Origin of the sequence: Rhizobium sp. NXC14 (assembly GCF_002117485.1) — a bacterium.
GTDB lineage: Bacteria > Pseudomonadota > Alphaproteobacteria > Rhizobiales > Rhizobiaceae > Rhizobium.
Map to the genome: position 1 here is coordinate 4,195,102 of NZ_CP021030.1, position 19,906 is coordinate 4,215,007.

The 19,906-nt window shown below is 62.2% G+C and carries 18 protein-coding genes and 1 pseudogene; 3 read left to right on the plus strand and 16 right to left on the minus strand.

Annotated features, from left to right (window positions below; translation table 11 throughout):
* Window positions 1-9 precede the first annotated feature (9 nt).
* The 4 genes from atpA to NXC14_RS20495 form a co-directional block, all read right to left on the minus strand.
* Window positions 10-1,539, minus strand: a complete 1,530-nt coding sequence (gene atpA, locus NXC14_RS20480; protein WP_008527976.1) for a F0F1 ATP synthase subunit alpha — start codon at window positions 1,537-1,539, stop codon at window positions 10-12.
* On the minus strand, window positions 1,539-2,105 hold the full coding sequence (locus NXC14_RS20485) for a F0F1 ATP synthase subunit delta (protein WP_085779690.1): 567 nt from the start codon (window positions 2,103-2,105) through the stop codon (window positions 1,539-1,541). The genes atpA and NXC14_RS20485 overlap by 1 nt, the downstream gene beginning before the upstream one ends.
* 255 nt (window positions 2,106-2,360) lie before the next feature.
* Window positions 2,361-2,750 carry a DUF4345 domain-containing protein gene (locus NXC14_RS20490; RefSeq protein WP_085779691.1) on the minus strand — a complete coding sequence of 130 codons (390 nt, stop codon included), beginning with the start codon at window positions 2,748-2,750 and terminating at the stop codon, window positions 2,361-2,363.
* 78 nt (window positions 2,751-2,828) lie between these two features.
* The gene (locus NXC14_RS20495) at window positions 2,829-5,045 is read right to left on the minus strand and encodes a primosomal protein N' (protein WP_085779692.1); all 2,217 of its coding nucleotides are present in this window, start codon (window positions 5,043-5,045) and stop codon (window positions 2,829-2,831) included.
* 185 nt (window positions 5,046-5,230) lie between these two features.
* Here NXC14_RS20495 and NXC14_RS20500 point away from each other — a divergent pair, with 185 nt between their 5' ends.
* A complete protein-coding gene (locus NXC14_RS20500; RefSeq protein ID WP_085779693.1) occupies window positions 5,231-6,163 on the plus strand; it encodes a dihydrodipicolinate synthase family protein in 933 nt (310 codons plus the stop codon).
* Window positions 6,164-6,180: 17 nt separating this feature from the next.
* Here the strand turns inward: NXC14_RS20500 and NXC14_RS20505 are convergent, their stop codons facing one another.
* Both NXC14_RS20505 and NXC14_RS20510 read right to left on the minus strand, forming a co-directional pair.
* The gene (locus NXC14_RS20505) at window positions 6,181-6,621 is read right to left on the minus strand and encodes a GNAT family N-acetyltransferase (protein WP_085779694.1); all 441 of its coding nucleotides are present in this window, start codon (window positions 6,619-6,621) and stop codon (window positions 6,181-6,183) included.
* Window positions 6,622-6,625: 4 nt separating this feature from the next.
* Window positions 6,626-7,576 carry a 1-acyl-sn-glycerol-3-phosphate acyltransferase gene (locus NXC14_RS20510; RefSeq protein ID WP_085779695.1) on the minus strand — a complete coding sequence of 317 codons (951 nt, stop codon included), beginning with the start codon at window positions 7,574-7,576 and terminating at the stop codon, window positions 6,626-6,628.
* Between the two features lie 139 nt (window positions 7,577-7,715).
* Between NXC14_RS20510 and NXC14_RS20515 the strand changes: the two genes are divergently transcribed.
* Together NXC14_RS20515 and NXC14_RS20520 are read left to right on the plus strand one after the other, a co-directional pair.
* Window positions 7,716-8,651 (plus strand): tyrosine recombinase XerC, encoded by a 936-nt coding sequence (locus tag NXC14_RS20515; protein ID WP_085779696.1) that lies wholly within the window; start codon window positions 7,716-7,718, stop codon window positions 8,649-8,651.
* Window positions 8,652-8,818: 167 nt separating this feature from the next.
* On the plus strand, window positions 8,819-9,895 hold the full coding sequence (locus tag NXC14_RS20520; RefSeq protein WP_085780222.1) for a TraB/GumN family protein: 1,077 nt from the start codon (window positions 8,819-8,821) through the stop codon (window positions 9,893-9,895).
* Between the two features lie 12 nt (window positions 9,896-9,907).
* Here NXC14_RS20520 and NXC14_RS20525 read toward each other — a convergent pair whose 3' ends face one another.
* From NXC14_RS20525 to sucD, 10 genes and pseudogenes are all read right to left on the minus strand, one after another.
* Window positions 9,908-10,408 carry a cytochrome b/b6 domain-containing protein gene (locus NXC14_RS20525; RefSeq protein ID WP_085779697.1) on the minus strand — a complete coding sequence of 167 codons (501 nt, stop codon included), beginning with the start codon at window positions 10,406-10,408 and terminating at the stop codon, window positions 9,908-9,910.
* A 101-nt stretch (window positions 10,409-10,509) separates the two neighbouring features.
* Window positions 10,510-11,916, minus strand: coding sequence for a dihydrolipoyl dehydrogenase (lpdA, locus tag NXC14_RS20530; RefSeq protein WP_085779698.1), 1,407 nt, complete (start codon window positions 11,914-11,916; stop codon window positions 10,510-10,512).
* Window positions 11,917-11,933: 17 nt separating this feature from the next.
* Window positions 11,934-12,170: pseudogene (locus NXC14_RS20535) on the minus strand (LysE family translocator); the annotation flags it as partial.
* Window positions 12,171-12,186: 16 nt separating this feature from the next.
* Window positions 12,187-12,939: an SDR family oxidoreductase gene (locus tag NXC14_RS20540; RefSeq protein ID WP_085779699.1), complete on the minus strand. Its 753-nt coding sequence runs from the start codon at window positions 12,937-12,939 to the stop codon at window positions 12,187-12,189.
* Window positions 12,936-13,466 carry a hypothetical protein gene (locus NXC14_RS20545; protein ID WP_085779700.1) on the minus strand — a complete coding sequence of 177 codons (531 nt, stop codon included), beginning with the start codon at window positions 13,464-13,466 and terminating at the stop codon, window positions 12,936-12,938. The genes NXC14_RS20540 and NXC14_RS20545 overlap by 4 nt, the downstream gene beginning before the upstream one ends.
* Window positions 13,463-14,212, minus strand: coding sequence for a DUF4241 domain-containing protein (locus NXC14_RS20550; protein WP_085779701.1), 750 nt, complete (start codon window positions 14,210-14,212; stop codon window positions 13,463-13,465). The genes NXC14_RS20545 and NXC14_RS20550 overlap by 4 nt, the downstream gene beginning before the upstream one ends.
* Window positions 14,213-14,223: 11 nt before the next feature.
* Window positions 14,224-15,483 (minus strand): 2-oxoglutarate dehydrogenase complex dihydrolipoyllysine-residue succinyltransferase, encoded by a 1,260-nt coding sequence (gene odhB / locus NXC14_RS20555; protein ID WP_085779702.1) that lies wholly within the window; start codon window positions 15,481-15,483, stop codon window positions 14,224-14,226.
* Window positions 15,484-15,522: 39 nt separating this feature from the next.
* On the minus strand, window positions 15,523-15,831 hold the full coding sequence (locus NXC14_RS20560; RefSeq protein ID WP_085779703.1) for a YciI family protein: 309 nt from the start codon (window positions 15,829-15,831) through the stop codon (window positions 15,523-15,525).
* 15 nt (window positions 15,832-15,846) lie between these two features.
* Complete coding sequence (locus NXC14_RS20565) at window positions 15,847-18,831, minus strand: 2-oxoglutarate dehydrogenase E1 component (protein ID WP_085780223.1); 2,985 nt, start codon at window positions 18,829-18,831, stop codon at window positions 15,847-15,849.
* A gap of 167 nt (window positions 18,832-18,998) precedes the next feature.
* The gene (sucD, locus tag NXC14_RS20570; RefSeq protein WP_008528022.1) at window positions 18,999-19,901 is read right to left on the minus strand and encodes a succinate--CoA ligase subunit alpha; all 903 of its coding nucleotides are present in this window, start codon (window positions 19,899-19,901) and stop codon (window positions 18,999-19,001) included.
* Window positions 19,902-19,906: the final 5 nt, after the last annotated feature.

The following is a 19,906-nucleotide window of genomic DNA, read 5'->3' on the forward strand; positions in this document are numbered from 1 at the left end:
TGGGCCCGATTACTGGAAAGACTTGGCGAAGCTATCGAGAGCAGCGGTGAGCTTGCCCCGAGTATCGTCGCTGATAGCCTTTTCCGTTCGGATCGCGTCGAGGATGGCAGAGCCTTCCGAGCGCAGATAGGACAACAGGCCCTGTTCGAACTTGCCGACCTGAGCGACCGGCAGCTTGTCGAGATAGCCATTGACGCCAGCGAAGATCACGGCGACCTGCTCTTCCGTCTTCAGCGGCGAGAACTGCGGCTGCTTCAGGAGTTCGGTCAGGCGTGCGCCGCGGTTCAAGAGGCGCTGCGTCGCAGCGTCGAGGTCCGAACCGAACTGGGCGAAGGCGGCCATTTCACGATACTGGGCGAGTTCACCCTTGATCGAACCGGCAACCTGCTTCATCGCCTTGATCTGGGCCGAGGAACCGACGCGCGAAACCGACAGGCCGACGTTAACGGCCGGGCGGATACCCTGATAGAATAGGTCGGTTTCAAGGAAGATCTGGCCGTCGGTGATCGAGATCACGTTGGTCGGAATGAAGGCCGAAACGTCGTTGCCCTGCGTTTCGATGACAGGCAGAGCGGTCAGCGAACCGGCGCCCTTGTCGTCGTTCATCTTTGCGGCGCGTTCGAGCAGGCGCGAGTGCAGGTAGAAAACGTCGCCCGGATAAGCTTCGCGGCCCGGCGGGCGGCGCAGCAGCAGCGACATCTGACGGTAAGCGACAGCCTGCTTGGACAGGTCGTCATAGCCGATCAGGGCGTGCTGAGCGTTGTCGCGGAAGTATTCGCCCATTGCGCAACCTGCGAACGGAGCGAGGAACTGCATCGGAGCCGGATCGGAAGCAGTCGCAGCGACGATGATCGAGTACTTCAGGGCGCCGCGCTCTTCGAGAACCTTGACGAACTGGGCAACCGTGGAGCGCTTCTGGCCGACGGCGACGTAGACGCAGTAGAGCTTGTCGTTGTCGGGGCCGTTGTCGTGGATTGGCTTCTGGTTCAGGAAGGTGTCGAGCAGGATGGCAGTCTTGCCGGTCTGGCGGTCGCCGATGACGAGCTCGCGCTGGCCGCGGCCGACGGGGATCAGAGCGTCGATGGCCTTGAGGCCGGTCGACATTGGCTCGTGAACCGACTTGCGCGGAATGATGCCTGGAGCCTTGACGTCAACGCGCGCACGGCGGGTCGCGTTGATCGGGCCCTTGCCGTCGATCGGGTTGCCGAGAGCGTCGACGACGCGGCCGAGCAGCTCCGGACCGACCGGCACGTCGACGATGGCGCCGGTGCGCTTGACGGTGTCGCCTTCCTTGATGTCGCGGTCGGAGCCGAAAATAACGACACCAACGTTGTCGGATTCAAGGTTCAGGGCCATGCCGCGGATGCCGCCGGGAAACTCGACCATTTCACCAGCCTGAACATTGTCCAGACCGTAAACGCGAGCGATACCGTCACCGACGGAGAGAACCTGGCCGACTTCCGAGACTTCTGCCTCTTTGCCGAAATTTTTGATCTGGTCTTTGAGAATTGCGGAAATTTCCGCGGCGCGGATATCCATCAGCCGACCTCTTTCAATGCAAGCTTAAGGGTAGAGAGTTTGGTACGAAGAGACGTATCAATCTGACGGGACCCGACCTTGACGATCAGACCACCAAGAATTGACGGATCAACCGTGACAGCAATTGCCACGTCTTTGCCGGTGACGCCCTTCAGCGCCGCCTTCAATTCATTTTCCTGCTCTGCTGAGAGAGCATGGGCCGAGGTGACCTCGGCAGAAATTTCGCCGCGATGATTGGCGGCGATCAGCCGGAAGGCCTTGATCATGCCGGGCAGAGCGAAGAGGCGGCGGTTGCGCGCCACGACCTTCAGGAAGTTGGCAAAGAAGCCCGAGATGCCGGCCTTTTCACTGATGGCGACGATGGCCTTCAGCTGGTCCTCGGCAGAGAAAACCGGGCTCAGTATGAAGCGCTTCAAATCATCGCTCTCATCCAGCATCGCCTGGAAACGGTCAAGGTCTGCAGTTACGGTAGCGACGGCACCCTCTTCGAGCGCCAGCTCGAAAAGCGACGAGGCATAGCGCTCTGCAACACCAGAAGTAAGCTGGGACGTGTCTGCCACTGGCACAAATTTCCCTGATTTCAATCCAAAATCCGGCTCTCGGCGGGCGCCGAACCTATGATCTTGAATTCGTTTTGATTTCCCCCAGAAATCACAAGAGAAGCCTCTTGCTTCTTCCGAAATTCGGGGTCCGTCTAACATAGGATGTTCGGACTCGCAACACGCGTAACGTCCGAATACGCCTTTCGCATGAATTTCTGTTCGCAAAATTGCGCAAAGGCTTCCGGACAGGCCGCGAAGGCGGCCCGCCAGCGGTGAAATTCACGTTTGAATGAAGCCGAAAACATAAAGCAGCGGTAACGCAGCAAGCACGACTTGCACAACCAGAAGTAAATAGTTGACCAGATTGCTCCCCTTATCGGACAGGATCGATATGATCCGCGCAAAGGCAGCCATGCTGAAGGAGGCGCCGAGCGCCATGTAGATCCAGTCCTGCGCAAGCAGGATCGCCGAAAGCCCGAAGCCGAGATAGAAGCCGCCCATCGAGCGTCCCTCGCCATATCCTTCCGACCGCCCCTCCTGCACCTGCAAGCCGAGAAGACGGAAAGCATGGCCCGGCGCAAACATCATGATGAAGCCGGCCAGCGCCGTAAAAGCGGCGGCGCAGAAGGCGAGTTGCTCGCCGAGTTCGGTCGGAAAATAGAATTCCATGCATCAGCCCCGAATCGCCCAGATGATTCGCTGTTTTATGGCATGCGCTGGAAAAGGAGGAAATGGCGGCGTACTATTTTAGAGAAAGCTCTGGGGATCGATGTCGAGCTGCACCTGCACCGACCCGCGCTCCTTCGGAGATTGCGACAGCATCGCCCGCAGAAATCCCTGCATGTCGGAGTTGCGCCGTCCGTGGACCAAAAGGCGGAAGCGGTGGCGGCCGCGCACCAGGGCAAGCGGCGCTTCGGCCGGGCCGAGCACCGAGATGCCGGAGACCTGGGGTGCAGCGTTGCGCATGCCACGCGCATGGTTCTCCGCGTCATGGCGCGTTTCGGCCGAAACGATGATTGAGGCGAGCCGGCCGAAGGGTGGCAATGCCGCACGTTCGCGCTCGGTGATTTCGCGCTCGTAAAAGGCATCGGAATCGCCGGAAACAATGGCCTGCATGACCGGATGCTGCGGCTGGTAGGTCTGCAGCAGCCCGTGGCTTTTGAGACCGGTGCGGCCGGCGCGGCCCGTCACCTGCGACAGAAGCTGAAAAGTGCGCTCGGCCGCGCGCGGATCGCCATTGGCAAGGCCGAGATCGGCATCGACGATGCCGACCAGCGTCATCAGCGGAAAATTATGCCCCTTGGCAACGAGCTGGGTGCCGATGACGATATCGGCCTCACCCTTCGCGATCGCATCAAGCTCCAGCCGCAGCCGCTTCACGCCGCCCATCATGTCCGAGGAGAGGACGATCGTCCGCGCCTCGGGGAAATGTCGTTCCACCTCTTCGGCGATGCGCTCGACGCCTGGCCCGCAGGCGACCAGATGGTCGAGCGTCCCGCATTCCGGGCATGCCTCGGGCGTGCGCTCGGCATGACCACATTGATGGCACTGCAGCTGCTTGCGGAAGCGATGCTCGACTAGCCAGCTCGAACATTGCGGGCATTGGAAGCGGTGACCGCAGACCCGGCAGAGCGTCAGCGGCGCATAGCCGCGCCGATTGAGAAAAAGCAGCGCCTGCTCCCGCCTCTCCACCGTCTTGCCGATCGCCCGGATCAGCACCGGCGAGAGGAAGCCACCCCGCTCCGGCGCGTGTCTGCGCATATCGATGAGATGCAGGTCCGGCAGCGCCGCGTCGCCGAAACGCGTGGGCACGTGGACAGTGCTGTAGCGGCCGTTCTGCCCATTGACCTGGCTTTCGACCGATGGTGTCGCAGAGACCAGGATGACGGGAAAATCGCCGATGCGGCCGCGCACGACGGCCATGTCACGGGCATTGTAGAAGACCCGATCTTCCTGCTTGTAAGCGGGATCATGCTCCTCGTCGACGATGATGAGGCCGAGATTCTCGAAAGGCAGGAAGAGCGCCGAGCGGGCGCCGGCCACGACGCGCACTTCGCCGGTCACCGCCTGGCGCCAGACTTTTTCGCGCATGCGCGGGGCGAGATCGGAATGCCATTCGGCCGGCTTTGCTCCGAAGCGATCCTGAAAACGCTCGAGGAAACTGGCCGTCAGCGCGATCTCCGGCAGCAGGATCAGCACCTGCTTGCCACGTTTCAGGGTCTTGGCGATCGCCTCGAAATAGACTTCCGTCTTGCCGGAACCCGTGACGCCATCGATCAGCGACACCGAAAATTCGCCCCTGCGGACGTCGGAGACGATTTCCGCCGCCGCCTCTTTCTGCGGCCCTTCGAGGCGCGCGGCGGCAAAGTCGGGATCCGGCATCGCCACGACTGGCGGCGGCGGCAGGAACACCGTTTCGAAAATGCCGAGCGTGACCAGTCCATCGACCACGCTCGTCGAAACACCTGCCGCATGCGCCAGACCGCTGCGCGTCCAGGACAGACCGTCGGAGGCGGCCGCGAGCACGCGCGCACGCGCCGGTGTCATCCGCTCAGGTTCGCCGCCGACGAATTTCAGCCCCTCCACCATAGGCTCCGGCTCGAAGGCGTTCGGCGCCCTGAGCGCCATGCGCGCGACGAGACCGGGCGGGGAGAGCGTATAGCTCGCCACCCAATCGATGAAATCCCGCATTTCCTTGGAAAGCGGCGGGCAATCGAAGACATGGCTGATCGGCCGAAGCTTCTTCGGATCGACGCCATCTTCGCCGCCGTCCCAGACGACACCGATCACCTGACGCGGCCCGAGCGGCACCTGCACGACCGAGCCGGGCTCGACCGCCATGCCCTCAGGCACCGAGTAGGAATAGGGTTTCGGCGCCGGCATCGGCACCAGCACCGGAACCGTTCGGTTCACGGGCGGTGCTTCGAAAAGCGCGCCAAAGAGATCGGACGAATCTATGCTCATCGCGCGAGACCATGCCCGCAAATCGCTGGAATTGGAACCGCAAAGACGCGATGGCTCGTCGGTGGAGAATGTGGATAACGAAGACGCGCCAAGACGGACCGCGTCTTGACGAAAAGGTTGCGGGGCAAGCAATCGGCCGCCTAGATTTCGGTAGATTTGTTCGACAGCTGAATCGGAGAGCATGAATGGCCAGACTGACCGAGAACGCCAAAGGCGTCTACGTTATCGCCGTAACTCCCTTTGCCGACGACGGCGCGCTCGATCTCGAAAGCGTCGACTGCATGGTCGATTTCTACGAAGGCGCCGGCGTCACCGGCCTGACAGTGCTCGGCCAGCTCGGCGAGGCCCCGAAGCTGACTGCGGACGAATCGCGGATCGTGGTCGAGCGTGTACTGAAGCGCCTCGACGGGCGCCTGCCGGTGGTCGTCGGCGTGTCGGCGCCCGGACTTGCCCCCATGAGGGAACTCGCCAAGGCCGTCATGGGCGAAGGTGCCGCCGGCGTCATGGTTGCGCCGCCGTGGACCATCAGGACCGACGATCAGGCCTTCGCCTTCTACCAGTCGGTTGGTGAAACCCTGGGTGATACGCCTTTCGTGCTGCAGGACTATCCGCTCACGACCAATGTGACGATCGCATCCGCGGTCATCGAGCGCATCGTCAGGGAGGTGCCGAATTGCGTCATGCTCAAACACGAGGATTGGCCTGGCCTGTCGAAAATCACCGCACTCCGCGCAGCCAGCGACACGCGCGGCATGCGGCGCATCTCCATTCTCTGCGGCAATGGAGGGCTTTTCCTGCCCGAAGAAATGGGCCGGGGCGCCGACGGCGCCATGACCGGCTTCTGCTATCCCGAAATGATGGTCGGCGTCGTCGATGCCTATAGCGCCGGCAATGCCGATCGCGCCTACGAAATCTTCAATGCCTACCTGCCGCTCGCCCGCTATGAACAGCAGCAGGGCATCGGTCTTGCCTGCCGCAAATACGTGCTTGCCAAGCGCGGCGTCATCAAGTCCGCCACTGTGCGCGAGCCGGGGCCTAGACTTTCAGCGCTCGACATTGCCGATGTCGAGCGGCTTTTGGCCCGCCAGGACGTCCGCCTCAAGGAGATCGGCGCATAATGGTGTGCGGTTTCGCCTCAACCGCGCAGGTCGAGAACATGGGTGTAGCCATCCTGCTCGCTGGGACGAAACTCAAGCGACTCCCAAAATTTCGCCGCACCGTCGTTTCCCGCATGCACGGTGACACAACGGCAGAAGCGCCGCGCGTGATCCAGAGGGACGAGCGCAAGCATCCGCCCGACGCCGCGACTGCGCATCCCAGGGCGGACGTAGAAGCGCCGCATCCGCAGCGCTTCCGGCAGGGTGGGTTCGATGGTCATACCACCAACGCCAACGAGTGTTTCGCCGGCAAAGGCGCCGAGCAGCCTTTCGCCGTCACCCACGAAGCGGATGTCGCCAGCTGCCCACTCATCGATAAGCCGGCCGATATGGAGATGGCCTTCCTGCCGGGCGTCGTGCGCAAGCCCCGCCATCGCCTCCGGCAAACGATCACGGAAGATGCGAATATCGATCGTCACGGTTCTAGACGGCCAGAACCGACATCTCGCGCGGCATCGCCGCAGCCGGCCCGGCGACCGGCACGAAGGTCGCGTCCCCATCGCGGGCCATGTCGTGGACCGTATGTTTCTCCAGCGCCTTCGTCACCTCGTTGACATCGCCATCGAGATGTTCGGCGGGAATGAGATTGCCGATGACGAAATCGAAACGGTCGCCGCGCTTGTTCAAGAGTTCGTGGAAAACCGTCATGTCGCGAAGCTCCGTCGACCACTTCGCCAGCCAGTAGAACAGGCCGGAATTGCGCGCCGTCATGTGGACGGGGAGGATCGGCAGATTGTATTTGCGCGCCAGCCCGACGGCCGACGTTTTCCATGGGCGCTCGTTGAGCTGGCCGTTCGCCCAATAGGCAATGCGGCCGGACGGAAAGAGCACGGTGGCCTTGCCTTCCCGCACAGCGTGGTTCGTCAATTGTAGCGTCTCGCGCGCCTTAAGCTTGCTCTTGTGCTCCTCCCGCCATTCGACGGGGATGACCATCTCGGCAAAACGCGGGTTGACGCGGATGGCGTCGCGATTGGCAAAGAACATCATATCGGGCCGGCGCGTTTTCAGCAGATCGAATACGGCGACCCCGTCGGCAATGCCAGTGGGGTGATTGCTTACGAGGATGAAGCCGCCGCTGTTGGGAATGCGTTCGCCGTTGGCGACGCCGATGTCGAGCTTCAGCACGTCGCTCAAATATTCGAACGACTGGAACCCCGGCATCTTGGCAACCGCATTGGCGAATTCGATCGCCTTGTTATAGCGCAGAAGCGTGTAGAGGAATGGTCGCATGACCGGCCAGAGCGGATGTTTCACGATCCTCTGGCCGCGTTCGGCAATCAGCGTATCGACGATGTGACCGGGCTTTCCCTGTGAAACGAGAGCGATCGCTTCCGCGAGTTGTCCGAAAGCCGTCATGGAGTCGCGCCGTGCCATGAAAGATCCTGTCTATGGGCTGTAAGCTATCGCAGTACAATATGATCGAAGGATGACAATGGCTTGGCCGGCATTAGCAATTCGATAACCGTTCCTGCTTCAAATTGGCGGACTTGAAGGCAAATTCAAGGCCAGCAACGTGAATGAACTGCTTGTAATCGCCGACCCGCGCCTGATGGCGGAACGCGCTGCGTGGCTCGAAAACCTCGCTCGTGAACGCCGTCTTTCCGAGCATACGCTCGATGCCTATGAGCGCGACACCCGCCAGTTTCTGACCTTCCTGACCGGCCATCTCGCCGGCCCGGCGACCCTCGCGGATATCAGGGAATTGCGCCCCGCCGATTTCCGCGCCTTCCTTGCCGCTCGGCGCAGACAAGGCTCCGGCGCCCGTTCGCTCGGCCGCAATCTTGCCGGCCTTCGCTCGCTGTTGCGTCACCTGGAAAAGAAGGGCCTGGTCAATGCCGCCGGCGCCGGCGCGATCCGTTCGCCGAAGCAGCCGAAGTCGCTGCCCAAACCGCTGTCGGACACGCAGGCGATCACCATCGTCAGCGATGAAGCCCAATTGCATGACGAACCCTGGATTGCCGCGCGCGATGCGGCTGTCATGACGCTGCTCTACGGCTGCGGCCTACGCATCTCCGAGGCACTGAATCTCGTTCCCGCCGACCTGCAAAAGGGCGCGACGACGCTGCGCATCACCGGCAAAGGCAACAAGACACGGCTGGTGCCGCTTCTGGCCGTGGTTTTTGACGCGGTCGAAAAATATCGCGCACTCTGCCCGTATGATCTCGACAGCGGTGGGCCGCTGTTTCGCGGCGCCCGCGGCGGCAAGCTGCAGGCGGCGATCATCCAGCGGACCATGCAGAAGCTGCGGGGCGCCTTCGGCCTGCCGGAGACGGCGACGCCGCATGCGCTCCGCCACTCCTTCGCCACCCATCTGCTTGCCGGCGGAGGCGATCTGCGCACCATCCAGGAACTGCTCGGCCACGCCAGCCTTTCGACAACACAGGTCTATACCGGCGTCGATGCGTCGCGGCTGCTTCAGGTGTATGATCGAGCGCATCCGCGCGCTTGATGCATTTCTGCAGCGCTTGTGACGACGGCACCCCACATTCGACACGCTCAGCGCCCATGAATTCGGCTGGATGCGATGCGCTAAGTTTTCGTTAACGCATTCTCTTAAAGGATTATGCGTAAGCCGAGCGTAGAGCAGAAGCGATTGGGCATGTGGGGAATACCATGATGACGACTTCGATCAGCCGCCGGGCTTTTTTCCTCGCAGCACCCGGCAATCTGCTGCTCTGGCTGATTGCGGCCTTCCACATGCTGCTTGTAGCAGCCCTGTTTGTCGCCCTCCTGGCCGCAAGGCCGGCGGCGGCCGAAGACGCTGCGTGCACCGGCCGCAATCTGATGGTCGACTTGCAGCAGAGCGACCCCGCCCGATATGCCGAGGCGGTCAAGGAAGCCGAGGCAACGCCGAACGGCAAGGGCATCTTCTGGAAGATCGAAAAGCCTGGACTTGCCCCCTCATGGCTGCTCGGCAGCATGCATGTGACCGATCCCCGTGTGCTTGCCCTGCCACCGCGCGCCCAGGCCGCCCACGACGCAGCCAATACGATCATCATCGAATCCGACGAGATCCTCGATGAACGCAAGGCAACCGCCGCCCTGCTCGCGCGGCCGGAACTGACGATGTTCACCGACGGCACGACGATCGACAAGCTGCTCTCTGCCGAGGATTACAAGCGCCTGGAAGCCGGCCTCAAGCAGCGCGGCATCCCCCTCACCGCCGTCTCCCGCATGCGGCCATGGATGATCGCCAGCGCCGTCGCCCTTCCGGCCTGCGAACTCGCACGCAAGGCCAGAGGCGTGCAGTTTCTCGACCAGAAAATTGCCAGCGACGCCGTTGCTGAAGGCAAGCAGGTCAAGGGGCTGGAAACCCTTGCCGAGCAGATCCAGGCCATGGCCGATCTGCCGGTCGAATTCCATATGAAGTCGCTGATCGAGACGCTGGAACTCGGAGCCAAAATGAATGATGTCGTCGAAACGATGACCGATCTCTACCTCTCCGGCGATATCGGCATGACCATGCCGATCCTGAAGACAGTGACGCCGGAGAACGAAGGAGAAAGCAGCGACTATGCTGCCTTCGAACAGCGGGTCATCCTCGATCGAAACAAGGTCATGGCAGAGCGCGCCGCACCCATTCTCGACGGTGGCAACGTCTTCATGGCCGTCGGCGCCCTGCATCTGCCCGGCGAGGGCGGCGTCATCGAGTTGCTGCGCAAGCAGGGCTTCACCGTTACCGCCGTGAACTGAACTCATTTTCGGTCAGCCGAGCGTCATGCGGCGCAGCACATTGCTCTTCCAATAGAACTGATGGACGAGCGCGCCGGCGACGTGGGCGGCGATCAGCCCCCAAAGAACGATCTTCAAGACATCCGCGTGCACGAAGCCGGCGGGATTGATGCCGAAATAGTAAGCGGCGATGCCGGAAAGCGGCAGCGCGAAGAGCAGGATATAAAGCGCCGCATGGGCGAGCTTTGCCCCTAGACGAAAGATCGCCGGCTCCTGCGAAACCTCAGGCGGCACACCCTGCATAAAACGCAGACAGAGCCTGAGGACGGCAAGCAGCAGAATGGCGATGCCGACGTAGGCGTGAATATTCGCCGAGGCAATCTGCTCGGGCGTCGGAACCTCGCCCCTGCGAACGAGGCGGTGCCAAATATTCATCCCGTCGGGAAACAGCAGATTGAAGAAGATCAGCAGCGCCACGGCCCAGTGGAGGAAACGTTGGCTGAGACTGTAACTCAGGATGGACGGCTGCTGCATTCCTGATCTCCCCCGATGCTCGAACTTTGCGATATGAGACAACTAAAACAGCCGCTTGCCTCTCGGCAAGCGGCTGCGCGCTTCATTACGAAGATGTAAGATTACATATGGATCGGCTTGAAGAAGGTCGCGAGTGCAGCCTCCTTGACCGCTTCGGACATCGTCGGATGTGCATGGCAGGTCCGACCGAGATCTTCCGATGAGCCGCCGAATTCCATCAGCACGGTGATCTCGTGGATCATCTCGCCGGCACCGAAGCCGACGATATGGCCGCCGAGCACGCGATCGGTCTCCTTGTCCGCGAGGATCTTGACGAAGCCGTCGGTCGCCAGCATTGCGCGGGCGCGGCCGTTTGCGGTGAACGGAAATTTGCCGACCTTGTAAGCGATGCCCGCCGCCTTCAGTTCCTCCTCGGTCTTACCGACCGAGGCGACCTCCGGCTGGGTATAGACGACGCTCGGAATGACCTCATAATTGACGTGGCCATGCTGACCGGCGAGAATTTCGGCGAGCGCCACACCCTCGTCTTCCGCCTTGTGCGCCAGCATCGGACCCTTCACCACGTCGCCGATCGCATAGATGCCGGCGACATTGGTCCTGAAGTTGCCGTCGATCTCGACGCGGCCGCGATTGTCGAGCACGACTCCTGCCTCTTCCAGGCCGAGGCCTGCGGTATAGGGCTTACGGCCGGTGGCGATCAGCACGACTTCGGCGTCGAGCGTCACCGCGTCACCGCCCTTGACCGGCTCGAATGTGACCTTGGCGCCCTTGCCGCCCTTCTCGACGCCGGTGACCTTGGCACTGAGGTTGAAATCGATGCCCTGCTTGGCAAGCATGCGCTGGAACTGCTTGGAGACCTCGCCGTCCATGCCGCCGAGGATGGTGTCGAGATATTCGACGACCGTGACCTTCGCGCCGAGACGCGACCAGACCGAGCCGAGTTCGAGGCCGATGACGCCGCCGCCGACGACGATCAACGTTTCCGGCACCTTTTCCAGTGCGATGCCGCCGGTGGAGGAAATGATGGTCTTTTCATCGATCTCGACCTGCACGCCGGGAATTCCGGCGACGTCGGAGCCGGTGGCGATGACGATGTTCTTGCCCTCGATCTCCTGCGCCGTTCCATCCTCGGCGGTGACGGAAACCTTGCCGGCCGAAACGATCTTGCCGGTACCCTGGAAAGCGTCGATCTTGTTCTTTTTGAAGAGGAAGGCGACGCCGTCGACATTCGACTTCACCGTCGCATCCTTGTGCGCCATCATGTTGCCGAGGTTGAGCGTCGGCGCCGGCACGTCGATGCCAAGCGCGCTTAATCCGTGGCCGGCCTGATGGAACATTTCGGAAGCATGTAGCAGCGCCTTCGACGGAATGCAGCCGACGTTCAGGCAGGTGCCGCCATAAGTCGCGCGCTTTTCGACGACGGCGACCTTGAGGCCGAGCTGGGCTGCCTTGACGGCGCAGACATAGCCGCCCGGGCCGGTTCCGATAATGATCACATCATAAGACATTACTTTTCCCTTTGAATTTATCGATTAGTCGACTCGCGCGACAGCGCCAGGCGGAAGCCGAAGGCGACGAGTGCCGCTCCGGTGATGCGGTTGAACCATTTGCCGCTGGCGATGAAGCGGTCACGGATCGCCTGACCGTGAAGAAATAGAAGACGCCGGCAAACAAGGCGACCAGCGCCGTCGCCATGCCGATGCCGTAGGAAAAACTGGATAAGGACAGGCGTATCGTGATGCACGAGCGTATACTGCATGCTGTTTTTACCCGTCTTTCTAGCGGCCGCCGCTCACGTTGAGGATCGCGCCGGTGACATAGGAGGCGGAAGGAGAAAGAAGATAGAGGATAGCGTCTGCCACCTCCTCGGCTGTGCCTGGACGCTGCATCGGGACCGACGGTGCCATTTCGCGGGCCCGGTCCGGCAGTCCGCCCGAAGCATGCAGATCGGTTTCGATGATACCGGGTCTGACGGCATTCACACGAATACCCTCGGCTGCGACCTCACGCGCGAGCCCGATGGTGAAGGTATCGATCGCCGCCTTCGAAGCCGCATAATCGACATACTGTGTGGCCGAGCCGAGGATTGCCGCCATCGACGAAACATTGACGATCGCGCCGCCCCGCCCACTATGACGGCTCGACATGCGGCGAACGGCCTCTCCCGCGCACAGGATGGAGCCGGTCACATTGACGCGCAGCATCCTTTCGACCCGCTCCATCGACATCTCATCGACCCGCTGCGGATAATCGACAATGCCGGCATTGTTGACCAGCCCGTCGAACCGGCCGAAATGACGGTCGACCGCTGCAAACATCGCGGCGATATCGGCAGCTTTGCCGACGTCGCCCTGGATCGCCACGGCCTCGCCGCCGGCCTCGGTGATCGCCGCAACGACAGCCTCCGCCGCCTGTCGGCTGGAGGCGTAATTCACGGCGACGCGCCAGCCCTGGCGCGCGGCGAGCCGGCAGACCGCGGCGCCAATACCCCGGCTGCCGCCGGTCACGAGAACAACAGGTGCATCACTCATGTCGCACACTCCTTGAAAGTCAGCACGTCCCACGGCGCCACCGAAGCCTTGCCCTCGCCCCAGGCGCTCGATTCACGAATGGCGGGACCAAGGCCGGGAAGCACGAGCTTTTCGGCCGCCGCCGCGCCCTCCGGCTGCAGATTGTCCATCTCGCCCTGGGCATTCATACCGTAGACGGCGCCCTGCCAGACGGTGCATGCATCGAGGTCGGCGCCGGTCGCGTCTCCCTCCGGGCAGTTGAACATCAGGATGCCGATCGCCCGCACCGGATCTTCCGATGGCATCACGTAGCCTTCCATGACGACGGATGTCTCGAGCGCATTGACCTTGAACTGGTTGCTGGCGGCAGCCGAGGGAGAATTCAGCGGTATAAAACGCAGTTCATAGGCGCCGTCACGGTCGACGTAAGCGGCGTGCTCCTGTTTGCAGTCGGCGGCGAACGCGGCAACCGGAGTGGTGAAAACCGCGGCGGCTGCAATTGCAGCCACGCCTTTCCGCCCTGCCATGATCCCGATCGACCCGCTCATTGCACCATCGCCTCTCGCCGTCCATCGGCATTCTCGATCACACCAAAATCCGTCAACAGCACCAATGGACGACCGTCCTTGTCGAGGCCCCAGAGGACAGGATAGACACCGTCGCCCCAGCCGCTCCAGAACACAGCGACGTTGCCCTTTTTGCCGGCAATCGGCCGGTGCAGCGCATAGTGGTTCTTGTTGGCATCGAGGTCCGAAGCCAGCACGTCATCATAATAGTTGATGTCGACGCCCGGCTTCTGCGCCTGGACCTGCGCTTCACGCTCATCGATCAGCGCCAGCGTATCGGCATCCATGTAGCAGCCGATGCTAGCATCGACGGGATAGCCGAAGATCTCGTCATCCTTCAGCATCGCCGGGTCCTGCCCGGGAAGGACAGCTAGCTCCCAATGATCGGGCTTGCCCTCGGCAAACCGCATGCTGGCCGCCGCGACGCGCCCGAAGGCCCGGTAGAGCGTCACCGGATAGTCGCCCGGCGCAACCGTTCTTGCCAGCGCCGGACGATCCGGCTGAGCAAGCGGATCGGCAGCGACAATGCGCCCCGACGTCAGCTCGACATCGCCCATATGGACCACGTCGATCGACCGGCTGGAGAGTTCGGCATCATCAAGCGCCACCAACTCGAAATTGCTGCTGGCCTTGCCGACATCCCAGCCGGCAGCCGACGCGGAGACCGGCGCATGCGCGACGGCAGCGCAAAGAAGAAGGCGCGCCGCTCGCATGACCCGGTTCCGCATCGAAATGCTCCTTAGAGATCGAGAACCAGACGTTCCGGATCTTCGAGGCTCTCCTTGACACGCACGAGGAAGGTGACCGCTTCCTTGCCGTCGACGATACGGTGATCGTAGGACAGCGCCAGATACATCATCGGACGGATGACCACCTGGCCGCCGATTGCAACCGGCCGCTCCTGGATCTTGTGCATGCCGAGAATGCCGGACTGCGGCGCGTTGAGGATCGGCGAAGACATCAGAGAACCGTAGACGCCGCCATTGGTGATGGTGAAGGTGCCGCCCTGCATGTCGGCCATAGCAAGCGAGCCATCACGGGCCGCCTTGGCAAGGCGGCCGAGTTCCTTCTCGATTTCGGCGATCGACATCTGGTCGGCGTCGCGGATAACAGGAACGACGAGGCCCTTGTCGGTGCCGACGGCCATGCCGACATGGCAGTAGTTCTTGTAGATGATGTCGGTGCCGTCGATCTCGGCATTGACTGCCGGCAGTTCCTTCAGGGCATGCGTCACCGCCTTGGTGAAGAAGCCCATGAAGCCGAGCTTGACGCCGTGCTTCTTCTCGAAAATGTCCTTGTACTTGTTGCGCAGGTCCATGACTGCCTTCATGTCCACCTCGTTATAGGTGGTCAGCATGGCGGCGGTGTTCTGCGCGTCCTTGAGGCGCTTGGCGATCGTCTGGCGCAGGCGCGTCATCTTCACGCGCTCTTCGCGTGAGGCATCCTCGACCGTCGACGGGCCACGCGCTGCAACCGGCGCCGCTGCCGGTACGGCCGCCGGAGCGGAAATGCCCTTGGCGACGGCGGCGATGACATCGCCCTTCAGCACCTGGCCGCGTTTGCCGCTGCCGTCGACCTGATCGGCGGAAAGATTGCTTTCGGCCAGCATCTTCGCAGCCGCCGGTGCCGGCGGCATGGTGGAGACGGAAGCACTCGACGACGATGCAGCGGCAGCAGCAGCTGGCTGGGCCGCGGCAGCCGGGGCTGGCTGGGCGGGAGCGGCGGCCGGTGCGGCAGCAGTCGGCGCGGCGGCGGCGCCGGCACCTGCGGAGATCTGGCCGAGCAACGCACCGAGGCCGACGGTCTCGCCGGCGGCAGCGACGATTTCCGAAAGCGTGCCGGAGACGGGCGCGGGAACTTCGATGGTCACCTTGTCGGTTTCAAGCTCCAGAATCGGCTCGTCGGCCTTGATGGCGTCGCCGACCTTCTTGAACCAGGTGCCGACGGTTGCCTCGCTGACGGATTCACCGAGAGTTGGAACGCGGATTTCTGTGGCCATTGTTCAAATCCTGATTTCGTGTGTTTTCGTTTATGCGTTTCAGACGGCGGGCGGCCGCAAAATGATCGAGGGCATCGGCAGGATATCGAAACGGAAACCGAGACCGGAAGCGATGATGGGATCGCCGTCGGCAAGCGCTTGTGCCGCCGCCTGATCCTCGACTTCGACGACTGCCATGCCGAAGGCGCCTTGACCCTCGAACACGGGACCGACGACAATTGCCGATCCCGCAAGGGCCTGCCGATGCCAATATTCGACGTGGCGTTTCATCGCCGCCATTTCCTCCCCCGTCCCGTCGTGCGGAAAAGTGGGGCGAGGCGGCAGCAGTCTCAGAAAGAAGTAAGCCATTGCGCCCCCCTTGATTTAGCCGCCCAATGCATCCTCGAGGAATGCGGCGAGCTGCGACAGATGCTTCGACATCAGGCCCGTCGCCGGCGAGGCGGCGGCCGGACGGCCGGTATAGCGGACGCGCTGGTATTTCGCATCGATATGGGCGAGCACCCATTCGAGGAACGGGTCGATGAACGACCATGCGCCCATGTTCTTCGGCTCTTCCTGGCACCAGACCATCTCGGCATTGCGGAAGCGCGACAGCTCGTTGATCAGCGCCTTTGCCGGGAACGGATAGAGCTGCTCGACGCGCAGGAGATAGATGTCGTCGATGCCGCGTTTTTCACGCTCTTCGAGAAGATCGTAATAGACCTTGCCGGAGCACATGACGACGCGGCGGATCTTGTTGTCCTTCTGCAGCTTGATCGGGCCGTCCTTGATCACCTCGGCATCATCCCACAGCAGGCGGTGGAAGGCGGATTCACCGGCCAGTTCGGCAAGTGTCGAGACCGCTCGCTTGTGGCGCAGCAGCGACTTCGGCGTCATCAGGATCAGCGGCTTGCGGAAGTCGCGCTTCAGCTGCCGGCGCAGGATGTGGAAATAGTTCGCCGGCGTCGTGACATTGGCGACCTGCATGTTGTCTTCCGCGCAGAGCTGCAGGAAGCGTTCCAGGCGAGCCGAGGAGTGCTCCGGACCCTGACCTTCATAGCCGTGCGGCAACAGGCACACGAGGCCGGACATGCGCAGCCACTTGCGTTCGCCCGAGGAGATGAACTGGTCGAAGACCACCTGCGCGCCGTTGGCGAAATCGCCGAACTGCGCTTCCCAGAGCGTCAGCGCATTCGGGCGGGCGAGCGAGTAGCCGTATTCGAAGCCGAGCACGGCCTCTTCCGAAAGCATCGAATTGATGACTTCGTAGCGGGCCTGCGTCGGCGAAAGATTGGCGAGCGGAATGTAGCGTTCCTCGGTCTCCTGATCGTAGAGAACAGAGTGACGCTGCGAGAAGGTGCCGCGTTCGCAATCCTGACCGGACAGACGGATCTTGTGGCCTTCCAGGCAGAGCGCGCCAAAGGCGAGCGCTTCGGCCATCGCCCAGTCGAGGCCCTCGCCCGTGGCGATCATGTTGGCCCGGTTTTCCATGAAACGCTGGATCGTGCGGTGCGCATTGAAGCCTGCCGGGATTTCCGAGAGCTTGCGGCCGATCTCCTTCAGCGTCTTCATCGGCACCGCGGTCTTGCCGCGGCGCTGTTCGTCGGCATTGTCGGCCGTGCGCAGGCCCGACCACTCGCCATCCAGCCAGTCGGCCTTATTCGGCTTGTAGTGCTGGCCGGCGTCGAACTCCTGCTCGAGATGCGCGCGCCAGTCGGCCTTCATCTTCTCGACTTCGCCTTCGGTAACCAGTCCCTCGGCGACGAGGCGGGCCGCATAGAGCTGCAGCACGGTCTTGTGGCCGCGGATCACCTTGTACATCTTCGGCTGCGTGAAGGACGGCTCGTCGCCTTCATTGTGGCCGTAGCGGCGATAGCAGAACATGTCGAGTACCACAGGCTTGTGGAACTTCATGCGGAATTCGGTCGCGATCTTGGCTGCGTAGACGACCGCTTCCGGATCGTCGCCGTTGACGTGCAGGATCGGTGCTTCGATCATCTTGGCGACGTCGGACGGATAAGGCGACGAGCGCGAGAAGGCCGGATTGGTGGTGAAGCCGATCTGGTTGTTGATGATGACGTGCATGGTGCCGGCAACACGGTGGCCGCGCAGACCGGAAAGACCGAGGATTTCGGCAATGACGCCCTGGCCGGCGAAGGCCGCATCGCCATGGATCAGCAGCGGCAGAACCTTGGCGCGTTCGGAAAGCGGAATGATGTCGCCCTCCCACACCGTAGCGCTCATGTCCTGCTTGGCGCGAGCCTTGCCCATCACCACGGGATCGACGATTTCGAGATGCGATGGGTTCGCCGTCAGCGACACGTGTACCTTGTTGCCGTCGAATTCGCGGTCGGAGGATGCACCGAGATGGTACTTGACATCGCCCGAGCCTTCGACTTCATCGGGTGCGTAGGAACCGCCCTTGAATTCGTGGAAGATGGCGCGGTGCGGCTTGCCCATGACCTGCGAGAGCACGTTAAGGCGGCCGCGATGGGCCATGCCGAACACGGCTTCCTTCAGGCCGAGATGACCGCCGCGCTTCAGGATCTGCTCCAGAGCCGGGATCAGCGATTCGCCGCCATCGAGGCCGAAGCGCTTGGTGCCCTTGAACTTGACGTCGAGGAACTGTTCGTAGCCTTCGGCTTCGACGAGTTTCGAAAGGATCGCCTTCTTGCCCTCAGGCGTGAAGGCCACGCCCTTGTCCGGGCCTTCGATGCGCTCCTGGATCCACGCCTTCTCTTCCGGGTTGGAGATATGCATGAATTCGACGCCGAGTGTCGAGCAGTAGGTGCGCTCGAGGATCTCGATCATTTCGCGGATGGTCGCGTATTCCAGGCCGAGCACGTTGTCGATGAAGATCTTGCGGTCGTAATCGGCTGATGTGAAGCCATAATTTTCCGGCGACAGCTCGCGATAATCATCGACGGTGGCGGCGATTCCGAGCGGGTCAAGCTTGGCGTGCAGGTGGCCGCGCATGCGGTAGGCGCGGATCATCATGATGGCGCGGACGGAATCGCGCGTCGCCTGCAGCACGTCGGTGCTGTCGGCAGGCTTGCCCTCGGCTGCGGCCTTGGCCTTCACCTTCGTCTCGATCACCTTCTCGACGATGCCCCAGTCGCCGTCGAGAGCCGACACCAGATCGCCGCCGGCTGCCAGAGGCCAGTTCTTTCTACGCCAGGAAGCTCCCTTTGCCGCCTTTTTCACATCGGCAGGATCGTCTTCCAGCGCCTTGAAGAAGGCGCGCCATTGATCGTCGACCGACGCCGGATCCTCTTCGTAGCGCGCATAGAGTTGCTCGATATAGGCCGCGTTGGCGCCATCCAGAAACGAGGTGATCTGAAACTGCTCGTTGGCTTCTTGCCGTGCCATGGTGATATGCGAACGCTTCCGTCCGCCTCCTGACTTTGATGATTTTGCCGGATCGATCGCCGGCTGCCGCATTCCGATCGCCGCCTGTCCGCGGCGCATCTGCTGCTCTCGTATGCAAGCCGGGCGAAGGCGCAGATGCCGTTCCTCCGCCCGGTCTATAGGCGGCTTCAGCCCTTCAGGACTTCCACCAGCGTCTTGCCGAGGCGGGCCGGAGACGGAGACACCTTGATGCCAGCCGATTCCATCGCCGCGATCTTCGATTCAGCGTCGCCCTTGCCGCCGGATACCACGGCGCCGGCATGGCCCATGGTGCGGCCCTTCGGTGCCGTACGGCCTGCGATGAAGCCGGCCATCGGCTTCTTGCGGCCCTTCTTGGCCTCGTCCTTGAGGAACTGGGCTGCGTCTTCTTCAGCGGAGCCGCCGATTTCGCCGATCATGATGATCGAAGTCGTGGCTTCGTCGGCGAGGAACATCTCGAGCACATCGATGAACTCGGTGCCCTTGACCGGGTCGCCGCCGATGCCGACGGCCGTCGTCTGGCCGAGACCTTCGTTGGAGGTCTGGAAGACGGCTTCATAGGTCAGCGTGCCCGAGCGGGACACGATCCCGACCGAACCCTTGCGGAAGATCGAGCCCGGCATGATGCCGATCTTGCATTCTTCCGGCGTCAGGATGCCCGGGCAGTTCGGCCCAAGCAGGCGCGACTTGGAGCGGTCGAGGCGAGCCTTCACGCGCACCATGTCCATGACCGGAATGCCTTCGGTGATGCAGGTGATGAACGGTATCTCGGCGTCGATCGCTTCGATGATCGCATCGGCAGCGCCCGCCGGCGGAACATAGATGACGGTCGCATCGGCGCCGGTCTTTTCCTTGCCCTCGGCAACGGTCGCGAAGATCGGCAGGCTTTCGCCCTTTGCGCCGGTCCAGGTTTCACCACCCTTCTTCGGGTGGATGCCGCCGACCATCTGGGTGCCGTAATAAGCGAGCGCCTGTTCGGTGTGGAACGTGCCGGTCTTGCCGGTCAGACCCTGAACGAGGACCTTGGTGTCTTTATTGACGAGAATAGACATTCTTT